The sequence below is a fragment of the Filomicrobium sp. genome, assembly GCF_025698805.1.
Classification (GTDB): Bacteria; Pseudomonadota; Alphaproteobacteria; order Rhizobiales; family Hyphomicrobiaceae; genus Filomicrobium; species Filomicrobium insigne.
Genome location: NZ_JAILWT010000006.1, coordinates 1 through 11,843, shown reverse-complemented (window position 1 = coordinate 11,843; position 11,843 = coordinate 1). Strand labels below are relative to the sequence as shown.

Genomic DNA, 11,843 nt, shown 5'->3' with positions numbered 1-11,843 from the left:
AATTGCCCTACGATATGTAATTGGCGCGTCGCTCTTCGACGCCCCCATAACGCCGTAATCAAGACACTGCAGCTGGCCCCGCCGACATGATCATTTAAGCAATGTATGATGAAACCGATCGCCTCAACTGCGTCTTCCATGCTCTATCCGATCCGACCCGTCGGGAGATAGTCAGCCTGCTTGCGGTCAGGCCCTACAGCATCACAGAATTGGTTCCTCCATTCTCAATGTCGCTGTCAGCAATCTCCAAGCATGTGAAGTCCCTTGAACGGGCAGGTATAGTCTACCGGGAGGTAAGGGGCCGCAATCACATTTGCACTTTAAACGCAGATGCGTTGAATGAGGCCTACACTTGGCTCTCTGGATACGAACGCTTCTGGAATCAACGACTGGATGCACTCGAAGAAGTACTGCGTCGAGAGGGTAAAAAAGATGAGAACTAGCGCGCGAAACCGTCAGAAGAATGTCGCGGTAACTCTGGTTCGAAAAATTCAATCCTCTTCAGAAGCCGTTTTTGCTGCATGGACCGAGCCGAGGCTAATTGCGCAATGGTTGGCTCCAGGAGCTGATAGCGTCACAGCCGTCACTGCAGACCTCCGACCAGGGGGGCAATACCGTATCGACGGCCTCCATGGCGACGGCAGCGCATATTCTATAACCGGCACGTATATCGAGATCATTGAGAACAAACGAGTATCTATTACCTGGACATATGATGGGCCCGTTTCAGCACTGCGAGGCGCCACGTCCTTAGTGATTGCAGATCTTCGGCGTAGAAGTTCCGATGTCACTGAACTGACGCTCAGCCACGAAAAGCTCGCTGACCGCGAGGCCGCCGAGCTCTACCGTATCAACTGGAGCAGGTGCTTGGAAAAATTGGAACCAACTTCCAGGCTCCACCTTCCTATTGATCAGCAAGAAGCCGACAACCCTAGCAGAGAGTTTTTTACTGATGAGCACCGTCGTCTCCAGGATCGTAATGGCACTCGAAAGCTAGCCGATCGCCTTCAGGCGCTCACGGTAAAACACGAATTAAATGTCGTGGACGCCGTGTTTATCGCTCGACAGAATATGTTTTTCCTAGCCACGACCGATGCGGATGGACAGCCTAGCTGCTCCTATAAGGGCGGAGCCCGAGGCTTTGTTAACATCATCGACAATAAGACATTAGCATTTCCAGACTTTGACGGGAATGGAATGCTAATTTCTGTTGGCAACATTAGCGAGAATGGCCGAGTCGGCTTGCTATTCGTCGATTTTGAAAAGCAAGCGCGATTACGGGTGAACGGACGCGCTCAGATATTCACGGAAAACGATAAGCTTTTTAGTCGGTACCCGGGCGCGCGGTCAATCGTACGCATTGCAATCGATGCGGTATTTCCCAATTGCCCTCGGTATATTCATAAAATGGCTCTCGTTGAGGAGTCGCCTTTCGTACCAGATGGCAAGCATCCAGTTCCCCGAACGGATTGGAAGTATCTCGCTGCGTTCTCAGATGTAGTGTCCGAAGATGAAGCGGGCGTTGAAACGGATCTCGACAAAGCTTTGAGCCGAGATTGATCACGGTTTAAACCTCAGAAGCGCCGGTCTTTAAGACAAGTTTTCGCAAACAGATTCGTACAAATCTTTGTTGCTCGTAATTGCAATTCCAAATGCTTAAGACATAAAAATAGTCCGACGCATTGCGCCGGACTAGTCAAATCTCGCAACCGCGATTTTAGGAGGAAGCGCTAAGGGAGCGAGAATACCGTCAGGCTGCCGCCCAGGTTTGTGTATTGCTTAAGGCCAGCGTAACCGCCGACTGCACCCAGACCATCATTGGGATTAGTCAAACCGGCAGCCAAACCGATGCCGGCCCAACCGCCGACGCCCGAGTAGACACCAACAAACTGATTGCCTTTGTGCTCGTAGGTGAACACGTTGCCAACGATGCCGGATGCGGTCTTGAACTTAAATAGTTCCTTGCCGTCTACAGCACTGACAGCCTTCAGGTATCCTTCAAGAGTGCCGTAGAAAACAACGTCACCAGCAGTAGCAAGCGCGCCAGACCAAACCGAGAACTGTTCAGGGACCGACCACTTGATCTCTCCCTTCCCAGCATCCCAAGCAATAAAGTTACCCATGCCGCCATGACTGTTGGGAGCAGTGTACATCGACACCGTCGCGCCAACGTACGGCTGACCCGCAGTGTAGCTCACCCGGAACGGCTCGTAGTCCATGCAGACGTGATTGGTCGGCACGTAGAAGAGACCACTCTTTGGAGAGAATGCCGCCGGCTGTTGGTCCTTTGTTCCAAGCGCAGCCGGACAAATTCCCTTCACGTTTACATCTTCACCGTTTTGGAATGTTGAATACTTGGCGACGACCTTCGGACGCCCATATGTTGAGCTCTTGGGATCCAAGTCCACACCAGACGTCCAGTTGACAACCGGATCGAATTTCTCAGCAACGAGCGGAATTCCCGTCTTTCGATTGATCGTATAAGCTAAGCCATTTCGATCAAAGTGGACTAGCGCCGGAACAACCTCTCCATTTACCGGAATGTCCGCAAGTATCATTTCGTTGACACCGTCGTAATCCCATTCGTCAAACGGTGTCATTTGATAGGCCCACGCCGCAACGCCAGTTTCCGGATTTCTAGCGATTATCGCCATCGTCCATTTTTGGTCGATGGGCTTCCCATCCGGACCAGCACGCTGTGCAGGATTCCAAGTCGACGGATTTGCCGTCCCATAATAGATCAGATTGAGTTCGGGATCGTATGAGAACCAACCCCACGCTGTTCCTCCGCCGATCTTCCACTGATCGCCGTTCCAGGTTTTGAGGGACGAATCCCGCCCAACCGGCTTACCCAGGGATGTTGTCCTCTCGGGGTCAAACAGAATTTCATCGTCCGGACCTGTGGCGTAGGCACGCCAAAGGCGTTTCCCATTCTTGATGTCATAAGCCGTCAGGTGACCGCGCACACCAAATTCAGCGCCAGAATTACCAACGATCACTGCGTTCTTGACGACAAGCGGTGCAGCAGTCCCCGACTCACCCTTTTTGGGATCGCCATTCACTGCCTTCCAGATTTCTTTCCCCGTTTTCGCATCGAGAGCTACGACAGCAGTGTCGGCCTGATGAAGAAAGATCGTTCCATCCGCGTAAGCGACACCTCTATTCACTGTGTCGCAGCACATTATTGCGACCACTGCGGGGTCTTGCTTAGGGGCATAAGACCAGAGAATCTTCCCCTCGCTGTTCAAATCCAACGCATAGACGTTGTTTGGGAACGGGGTATGCACGTACATGACATTGTCAATCACGAGCGGCGAACCTTCGTGGCCCCGCAACACGCCCGTCGAGAAAGTCCAGGCGACCTTGAGATCTTTGACATTAGTCGTGTTGATTTGATCCAGCTTGGAATACCGTTGATTGTAATAATCACCGGATTGCATCGCCCATTGTTTTGGATCGCTCGTATTTTTTGCGACGTCATCATTGGCGATAGCAGTTGTCGCAAACATACTGACCAAGGTCAGCGCTAGCCCTAGTTGGCCCTTTGCCATCTTTGTTTCCTCATCCAATATTAAATTGGTGTCCTTAGGGCCGCGGGCTTGCAACATTTTCCCTCAACCCATTGGTTGAATATCCCTGCCCTATCGGAAAGTCAACCATTCGGTTGAGCGATGACACTGCTCCGGAGCGGCATCAGGGCCTTCCCGATGTCCGCGAGCCGCAATCCGAAGCTATAGTGGTGCCGTTCAACTTCTTCTTGCCCGCCAAGACGAATGCCGAAGCGGTAGTTGAGCACCGCCGAAACCCGGCAAAATCGGACCATCAATCACCAACGCCTTCACGCCTCGGGCAGACGCCACGATCGCTTCCCAGATGTCGACGGTGAAGCGCAACTTGAGCGCCGCGATCCTGTTGGCCGCACCCCTCTGAACTTGTCCCTCGCAGAATCTGTTGGTTGAACCGCCCTCCGCCAACTTGATCACTGCCAGCGGCACCAGACGCTTTGACCTACCCGCTCCGTGACAACCGGAGGGGCTCGCTGTTCAACGCTGGCCCTCAAGGACGCGAAGCGTTCTCTAAACTGTCTTGGCCTGCTAGACCTCCAAAGAGGGGGAACACAACCCCAGGCACAGCACGCGTGCAACGCCGCAGGCCGCAAACCTACATTTCGACCTGCAAACCACGGTAAGAGTACGGATTGTTACGGAAGGAAGGCGCTTCGCCCTGGTGGCCCGTTGGTAGCCTGGGCCCAGCGCCCCTAAAATCGGTCACTAAATTAGCCAATGAAGTCATTGGCGATCCCGGCAGGATTCGAACCTGCGACCTACTGCTTAGAAGTCGTCCATCGCCATTCCGGAGAGTTACGGAACAATACGGTATCATACTGACTCTCCATGGTTTTTCAGGCTGGCCAATATTATCCGACCACGTACAATACGCCCTGTTACCGCTTTGCCCTGGTAGCCCATTGGTAGCCCGCAGCACCTTCACCACGAAACCACGTGGTAGCCCGGACCAATACAGCATCAGGCAACCCTCAACCCAACAGGGCGGCAGATGAACATCATAAAGTCCATTACCCAAACCACCATAAAGGCCCTAGGCCCCGGCGACACCATCCGCGATACCAACCTCAGGGGCTTCGGCGCACGACGTCGCAAAAACACCATCACTTTCTTTGTTAAAACCCGTTACAGGGGAAGCCAGCGCTGGATCACCATCGGTTCACATCCCGCATGGTCGGCCGACAAAGCGAGACAGCGTGCCTCTGATATCCTGCGCAACGTCGATAAACATTTCCAACGCACAGTCGCCTCGCCCGCAACCGCAGATCCCTACCTTACGTTCAAGGAAGCTTTCGACAGGTTCGCCGTCGCCCACGGTCCCTTCATTAAACCGCGCACGCTCAAGGAATACACACGCATCGCGAATAGGGTCATCGTTCCCTATTTCAAGGATAAGCCCCTCAAGGACTTCAAACGAGCGGATTGTTCGGCGTTCCATCAATCCCTGATCATGGTCCCTAGCGCAGCAAACCATGCGCGCGCCCTTATCAGTCTCGTCTTCAACTGGGCCATCATCGAGGAGCTTATCCCCGAAGCATTGAACCCCACCAGAGGCGTTCGCAAATACAAAGAAATCAGCCGCGCCCAATTCCTATCGCAAGACGATCTCAAACGCCTGGCCAAAGCCATGCACGAAGCACTACTCCGGAACGAGGCTTCCCGCATCCAGGTGGCAACCATCCTGTTGCTTCTCTTCACCGGAGCACGGCGCAGCGAAATCTTCACGCTCAAGCGCAACTACGTCGACCGCCACCGCATGATCGCCCACCTGCCCGACAGCAAAACCGGCAAAAAGGTCCTCCACCTGGGTCCCTTCGCCATGAGCATCCTGGATGCCATTCCGGAGGTCGACGGAAACCCCTATTACATGGTCGGACGTAAAGCCGGGTCATGCATCAGCGAAATCAAAAAGCCCTGGGACAAGATCCGCAAGCGCGCAGGTCTTGAGGGTTTCCGCCTGCACGACTTCAGGCATTCGTTTGCCAGTTTCGCCGGCGACCAAGGTGCTTCAGCTCGCGCCGTCGGCGCACTCCTCGGACATGCCAGCATCGAAACCACCAAACTCTACCTGCACATCTTCAACCAGAGAGCCAAAGAGACCTCACGCCAAACCGGACAAGCCATCGACAACATCCTCTCCGGCGCTTTGATTCTTCAAACGTCGCCGCCACCTTCCGGGAATCAAGCCACGCATTCAGATCCGCAAGATCATACAGAACGCTAGACCGCCCTTCGGCCAGCTCCAGTAATATAGAAACACGCCATTGAGTTCCTTGTGGATTTTTAGAGGTTTTTTACCAGTTCTACGTACCTGCAGAACGCATTGACCAGCTGTATCTGTCTAGGTGTTCGGCACTCAGCTTCGAAGAGCTGCGCTGAGCTAACGATGATCGAGATGCACTTGGCTCGTGACGTCGCCACGTTCAGACGATTCAGGCTGTAGAGAAATTCCATCCCTCGTGGGGCATCCGCATGGCTTGACGTTGCCATTGAGTAGATGGCGATCGGCGCTTCCTGCCCCTGAAACTTATCGACGGTCCCGACGCGAGCGCCGGGAAGTCGTTGCTGAATTTCGAAGACTTGTGCGTTGTACGGCGTGATGATGACGATATCGTCTAGCGTCAGTCCGTGCTCGTTTCCGTCGCGGTCGATCCACGTCGCATTGCCGGCCAGGATTTGGTTGACGAGCTTGCTTACCTCTTCGGCCTCTTCCGGTGAGCAGTTCTGATTGCCCGTGTGGTGCACCGGAACATAGCGCAACCCGGAGCCGCTGATTGCGCCGTCTGACTCGATGACTTGCGCCCTGAGCCCGGGCTTCGAAGTAAGCTTGTCGTCATAAAACAGTTCAGAAGTGAAGGCGCAGATGTCGGGATGCAAACGCCAGGTCTGTTCGAGGAAGAGTCCGCGGTCAGCCGGCACCGTGTGGGCATCGCCAAGTATGTGCGTCAGAGCTGAAACGTCTGTACCTTCCGGATGAGTGCCCTGCATCGGCTGGTCGAGCTGTTGCGGGTCCCCGAGCAGAACGACGGTCTTGGCTGCTTGCGAAACCGCCAGAACATTAGCGAGAGACATCTGGGCGGCCTCGTCTACGAACAGCACATCGAGTATTTCGAAGGCGTCCTGCCTTGCCCACAGCCACGCAGTCCCGCCGCCAACATTCACGTTGCCGCCAAGCGCATTTATCAAGTCTTCGCTCCGCTTTGCGAAGGTGAGCCGATGCTGAGGTTGGCCAACCTTGTCCGCCTTGTGGCAGCATTGGACTCCAATGCCCAGATCGTCGGCAGCTTCAATCGTGCCGTCGATGAGGTTGCGAATGACCTTGTGACTATTCGCCGTAATGCCGACCGTCTTTCCCTGACGGACCAACTCGCAAATCATTCTCGCGCCGCTGTATGTCTTGCCTGCTCCTGGTGGACCTTGGATTGGCAGGACGCCACCCTCCAGATGGCTGCAAAGTCTGACGGCAGTTGCGCTGGCCGCTTCACCTTCATAATGGAGAGGTTCGCCGCCGGTGCGCGGGGCGATCCTCAGCAGGAGATCGCGCGCCGCCTGATACGGGCCATCGCCCTCGATACCGTTATCGGCAACGTATTCGCCAAGCCGGACCAGCGCATCTTTCATTGGCTGCGTATCGATAACCTTATGGGCAAATATCGCCACGGGATTGATGCCGGCAGAATCTTTCCGCTTCTTGATGTCGATCGTTCGGTCATCGAAGGAGATCGCGGCGACCGTTCCGAACTTCTCTCCGCCTTGCGAGCGAAGCTCTTCGTCACCGCGCAGATCCGTCTCTTGCGGCGGAAAGCTATAGCGGTGTATCGGCGCTGTGTTGGTACCGCCCGCATTCCCGACATAGGACAGGCCAGACAGCCCGGCACGCTCATCCAGCAGATCTTCTGCCGAGAGGTCGGACAAGCGGAATAATTCCCACCAGAGCGCTTTTTCTTCCCTTCGATGCCAATCGAGAATGTTAGCGAGTATCCATCTCGCCTGCTGCTCGTCGTTCCGTTCGTCCGGATCGACGGGTATGTCGCCGGTCAGCCGATCGATGATCGCATTAATCTTCAGAATCCAGGTGGTGATGCGCTCATTCGGCGAGCCGTCACCGGCCTCGGGACGCGGAACATCGGTCCCTCTTGCGACGACTTGATTTCGCAGTTCCTCGAGCCAGTTTCGCAATCCTTCGGCGGCAAGGCAGTCGTCCTTGTTGTAAGCGAGAACGGCTTCCTTCGTTTCCTCCGAGATGGACGCCGTGTCATCGAGTTCAAGGCCAGTCTGCATTGCAGCAAGCGCGGTCCCGGCATCGGCAAGGTCTTTCTCGCGAACAAACGAGAAGAACGGTTCCATCTGCTTGATCGAATAACTTTCCACGCTCGCTCGGACCGTGTGCCGCACGACCTGGTAGAGATCAACGAACAGGCCTGCCCTCAACATCCTGTCAATTTCTTCCTCACGTGTCGCATAGCGCCCCATAAGGCGCTTCATCGCAGCGGGCTCGTAAGGTGCGTAGTGGTAGATGTGAAGGTCGGGGTAAGTTTCCCACCGAGCCATGACGAAGTCGACAAACCGCTCGAACACTTTCTTTTCATCTTCGCGGGTGAAGGCCCAATCGCCGACATAAAGGAAAGAACCGTCCTCCTCGAACACATAGCCAAAGAGATATTCGAGCCCGTGTTCGCCAACGAACGGATCGCCTTCAAGATCGAAGAAGATATCACCGGGTGATGGTTCGGGAAGTCGCGTGAGCCCCAAGCCCTCCAAGACCGGCAGAAGTTCGAACTTGCGCTCGCCGCTTTGCCGCGCTTCGACCTGGATGCGCGCTTGTTCCCGAATGCGCTCGTACGAGTCAGCCGAACCGCGGTCGGGCTTCCAGCTCAGCGGTAAGGGCATCGTTGCCAGTTGCTCGACCGTAGAGACTTCGCGCCGCTTCAGTTCATTGATCTGGACTTTGGAGATTCCGGCGACAAGGCAAAGGTGGTCATCATCACGGCGGCGCTTATCACAGCTCTCCCGCCATCGGCAGATGTCGCAATACTCTTTCGGATCAGGGTAGGTCTTTGCAGTTTCTTTGGCTGCCAGGTCATCGATTAGGCCCCGCTTCACTTTGCGAAAGTATGCAGCAGAGTCCGCGAACCTGTAGCGCCGGGGTTCGAAGTCCGACCAAGGCGCAACGACGTACATATATTCGGGCGCGACGCCTTGAGCTTGAGTCAGCAGATCCGAATAGAGCGCGAGCTGCAGGACCGCACCTGCTTTCGTTTCACGTGCGAGCTTGGTGTCGATCACTTCGTATGACCAGTCACCTAAGTTGCTGGGTCTATCATCGACGCGCCTCAGGATATCGGCGCGTCCGATCCAGCCATCATCCGAAAGCGCGCCTTGCGCTATGACTTGCGCGCCAGCACGCATGGCATCAAGCGTTTCGGTGACGGCCTTGTCATACACATCGACACCGTCGATTCGGACAACCTCGATCCCCGATGCCTCGAGATGGTCGATATAACTCTGCTCGTGCTTCGTGCCGCGCTCGGCGAGCACCATGAGGAGCGGGTCCCAAACCTTCGGTTTGGCAAGCGTGCCTTCGGCAACTGAACGGTCAAGCGACGTCAGATGCCGACAGTTCAAATGTCCGACAAGATCAGTAGCGCTAAGTTCGAATTTTCCCCCGCGTTTTTTCATTGGGATACGATATGCCTTTAATGCTCAGCGGGCAAAAAGTAGCTGCCGACGGTCCACAAGTTACCGGCTATTTTCGGCGCTCCCATACCTCTCGCCATGCGGCGTACTCGCTTGGTCTGATGCCGCAGCAGGCGAAGTTGCCTTCATGAAGACTAGGAGTTCTGCTTCGGCGACCTCGATGAAGCGTGCTGGTCTTCTTCCGGCAGTTCTTTGTTGGCAAAGGGCAACTTGGGCTGCCGCTCGATTCTGTTTCATCGCCTCGCGAATTATGGTGGCGACCAAACCGGACAAGCCATCGAAAATATCCCGCCCGGCGCTATGATTCTTCAAACGTCGCCGCCACCTTCCGGGAATCAAGCCACGCATTCAGATCCGCAAGATCATACAGAACAGGACTCCGCTTCCCCAGACCAAGTCGAATGAACACCGGGCCACCGCCCTTGATCCGGTAATCCTCAAGGGTCCGTGGGCTGATATGCAGATATGCCGCTGCCTGTGCCGTTTGCAGCAGCGTCTTTCTCTCAGGAATATCCGCCACGGGCCATTGCTCTTGCGTTTGCATCCCTCTGCTTGCAGATTACAACGTGATCGCCGCTTCGCAACACGGGAGTCCACAACGTGGCCCCACCAGACCTGACAGAACTTCAAGCCGCCTGCACCGCCGCGCATGACGAGTATCGCACGGCACGAAAAACGTTGGCCAACGCCATCGGCAAGGATGAGCGCAGCGAAGACATGCGCGACATGATCGCCTCCACCATCGATATCGGCCTCAATGCAACGCTTCACCGCCTCAAAACCGACGACCCGAAGATCGTCGAAGCGATTGAACGGTTGAGCGAAGCCTCCCATCACCTCGGGCTCGCCATCAACGCCCGCGAGGAAGCCCAAATCGAGAAGAACCTCAACCATCACCGCGTTTACGTCGATGATGGCCGCGAATTTACTTTGGACCTGAAAACGGGAACCTGGACCTACCTCGATGCCCCCGACCGGCCCATCAAGCTCTCTTTCGTCAAATCCGACAAACTTCCCTTCGCGTTGCCGGGCTTCGAACCGAAAATGGACCCTCCGAAACCAACCAAGAGCCGAAAACGCTCTCCCCGCATGTAGGCTTGCCTGCAACACTCCCGTTTGAACTTGTATTGCTTAAACTGCTAACTGCCTACGTCGTGGGCAATTCACATTGCCGACTCACGTGGTTAGCGGGGTAGGCTCCCCTCATGATCATCACCCACACCGTCAACCATCAGGGAAAGCACCGCGTTTATCTCGGCGGAAACTTCTCCCTCAAGGCTTGGCTTGAGCAAAAGGACGACACGCCCGCTTGGACATTTGCCTTCGACGCCTCAGAAGCGCCAGCCCACATGTCCGATCCCGACGCCATGCGCCAATGGGCCTACGGGCTGCTATCCGAGTTGGCCAAAGCCCTTCATGTGCAGCTGCGCGACCTCATGACTGTGCCCTTCGATGTCATCGCGAAACTGCACACAACATCCGCGCTGCATGACAAGCGCATCCCTTCACCCCAGCGCGAGGTCATCGAAACCGGCTACATGCCAACTCTGCCAGGGCTCAAACGCACCAAGGCCGACTTTACCGCGAGCGATTTCAAGGCCTACCACGACAAAGGACGCTCGCGCGGCAAACGATGATCGCAACCCGTCTCAACAAATAAGGCCCCACGTTTAGGGCGGGGCCGAATGGCGAAGGCCGCAGTCCTTTCGGTGGCCCATCACCGGCACGGTCATCGCCTCTTCAAGCTGTACCGCACTGCCATCCTAGCAATACCGAATGCGTCCGAAACCCCTCGCGCCTGCACCATAAGCACCCATCTGTTGTATACACTCCATCACCGGCTGTAACTACTTCACGGGGGGTTCGGGGGGCGTGAAGCCACCCGTGCGCAGGGTCTGTATTCCGGTTCCTGCATGCACTTGCCTCTCCCAAAAGCACCCTCATGCCATCCAGACGCGGCGCAAGTCCTTGTGATGGCGGGGGATGATTTTCACCTAGGCAGGGAACGTGGCGTCGATGCATCGATGCTGCCCATACACAGGGCATACCGCTGGTATGCAAAGTGAAGCTAAGAGAAGGTTGAAAGGAACGGAGCGAGGTATGCCTTTGACCACAATTTTGGTCAAAGGCGGCGCCTTCGGCGCTGTGGCGCCGGGGCAAGCCCCGGCTCCCCGCTCCGTTCCTTTCAAGGAAAGCCATTAAGATGCCGCGCAGATGTTCAAAACGCGCCGCCCAGGGAGAAAAGGTGGTCCAACCACGATTCCTGAAGGCGAGACTGAGTGAAGACGACCATCGCCAGATGCACCGCATCGCCGCGGAACGCGGCATCAAGATATCCCGGTTGACCAGAACGATTTTGCAGGCGCACCTGAAGGGGATTCCCGTGCGGCTGCCGCATCCGCACGGCATCACCGATGAACTGGTCCACCAGCTGGCCCGTATCGGCAACAACCTGAACCAGCTCGCCCATCAGGCCAACATTGGCTATGTCGCCGTACCCATGCAGGAAATCCGCAGCTGCATCGACGCCATCAACCAGAAAGTGGCGCAACTCTGATGCTGGCGAAGGTCGCGCCAACG

The 11,843-nt window shown here is 55.7% G+C and carries 10 protein-coding genes; 6 read left to right on the top strand and 4 right to left on the bottom strand.

The window, feature by feature from the left end:
• Positions 1–101: 101 nt before the first annotated feature.
• Together K5845_RS15185 and K5845_RS15180 are read left to right on the top strand one after the other, a co-directional pair.
• Positions 102–443: an ArsR/SmtB family transcription factor gene (locus tag K5845_RS15185; RefSeq protein ID WP_046478318.1), complete on the top strand. Its 342-nt coding sequence runs from the start codon at positions 102–104 to the stop codon at positions 441–443.
• Positions 340–1,560 (top strand): SRPBCC domain-containing protein, encoded by a 1,221-nt coding sequence (locus K5845_RS15180; RefSeq protein WP_287959383.1) that lies wholly within the window; start codon positions 340–342, stop codon positions 1,558–1,560. The genes K5845_RS15185 and K5845_RS15180 overlap by 104 nt, the downstream gene beginning before the upstream one ends.
• Before the next feature lie 170 nt (positions 1,561–1,730).
• On the opposite strand, the gene K5845_RS15175 is transcribed toward K5845_RS15180, so the two are convergent.
• On the bottom strand, positions 1,731–3,551 hold the full coding sequence (locus K5845_RS15175) for a methanol/ethanol family PQQ-dependent dehydrogenase (RefSeq protein WP_046480287.1): 1,821 nt from the start codon (positions 3,549–3,551) through the stop codon (positions 1,731–1,733).
• A 101-nt stretch (positions 3,552–3,652) separates the two neighbouring features.
• Positions 3,653–3,823 (bottom strand): hypothetical protein, encoded by a 171-nt coding sequence (locus K5845_RS15170; protein WP_160298726.1) that lies wholly within the window; start codon positions 3,821–3,823, stop codon positions 3,653–3,655.
• A gap of 734 nt (positions 3,824–4,557) precedes the next feature.
• Between K5845_RS15170 and K5845_RS15165 the strand changes: the two genes are divergently transcribed.
• Positions 4,558–5,790, top strand: a complete 1,233-nt coding sequence (locus K5845_RS15165) for a site-specific integrase (RefSeq protein WP_052744018.1) — start codon at positions 4,558–4,560, stop codon at positions 5,788–5,790.
• Between the two features lie 59 nt (positions 5,791–5,849).
• Here the strand turns inward: K5845_RS15165 and K5845_RS15160 are convergent, their stop codons facing one another.
• Positions 5,850–9,245, bottom strand: a complete 3,396-nt coding sequence (locus K5845_RS15160) for a TM0106 family RecB-like putative nuclease (RefSeq protein ID WP_046478317.1) — start codon at positions 9,243–9,245, stop codon at positions 5,850–5,852.
• Positions 9,246–9,561: 316 nt separating this feature from the next.
• On the bottom strand, positions 9,562–9,783 hold the full coding sequence (locus tag K5845_RS15155) for a helix-turn-helix domain-containing protein (RefSeq protein WP_244466778.1): 222 nt from the start codon (positions 9,781–9,783) through the stop codon (positions 9,562–9,564).
• 80 nt (positions 9,784–9,863) lie between these two features.
• Here K5845_RS15155 and K5845_RS15150 point away from each other — a divergent pair, with 80 nt between their 5' ends.
• The 3 genes from K5845_RS15150 to K5845_RS15140 all read left to right on the top strand — a co-directional run bounded on the left by K5845_RS15150 (position 9,864) and on the right by K5845_RS15140 (position 11,820).
• Positions 9,864–10,358: a hypothetical protein gene (locus K5845_RS15150; protein ID WP_046478315.1), complete on the top strand. Its 495-nt coding sequence runs from the start codon at positions 9,864–9,866 to the stop codon at positions 10,356–10,358.
• Between the two features lie 110 nt (positions 10,359–10,468).
• The gene (locus K5845_RS15145; protein WP_046478314.1) at positions 10,469–10,900 is read left to right on the top strand and encodes a hypothetical protein; all 432 of its coding nucleotides are present in this window, start codon (positions 10,469–10,471) and stop codon (positions 10,898–10,900) included.
• Between the two features lie 566 nt (positions 10,901–11,466).
• On the top strand, positions 11,467–11,820 hold the full coding sequence (locus tag K5845_RS15140; RefSeq protein WP_287959382.1) for a MobC family plasmid mobilization relaxosome protein: 354 nt from the start codon (positions 11,467–11,469) through the stop codon (positions 11,818–11,820).
• Positions 11,821–11,843: the final 23 nt, after the last annotated feature.

Coding starts and splice junctions, on each gene's coding strand:
- K5845_RS15185 (WP_046478318.1), top strand. CDS start 102: ATGTATGATGAAACCGATCGCCTCAACTGCGTCTTCCATGCTCTATCC.
- K5845_RS15180 (WP_287959383.1), top strand. CDS start 340: ATGAGGCCTACACTTGGCTCTCTGGATACGAACGCTTCTGGAATCAAC.
- K5845_RS15175 (WP_046480287.1), bottom strand. CDS start 3,551: ATGGCAAAGGGCCAACTAGGGCTAGCGCTGACCTTGGTCAGTATGTTT.
- K5845_RS15170 (WP_160298726.1), bottom strand. CDS start 3,823: ATGGTCCGATTTTGCCGGGTTTCGGCGGTGCTCAACTACCGCTTCGGC.
- K5845_RS15165 (WP_052744018.1), top strand. CDS start 4,558: ATGAACATCATAAAGTCCATTACCCAAACCACCATAAAGGCCCTAGGC.
- K5845_RS15160 (WP_046478317.1), bottom strand. CDS start 9,245: ATGAAAAAACGCGGGGGAAAATTCGAACTTAGCGCTACTGATCTTGTC.
- K5845_RS15145 (WP_046478314.1), top strand. CDS start 10,469: ATGATCATCACCCACACCGTCAACCATCAGGGAAAGCACCGCGTTTAT.
- K5845_RS15140 (WP_287959382.1), top strand. CDS start 11,467: ATGCCGCGCAGATGTTCAAAACGCGCCGCCCAGGGAGAAAAGGTGGTC.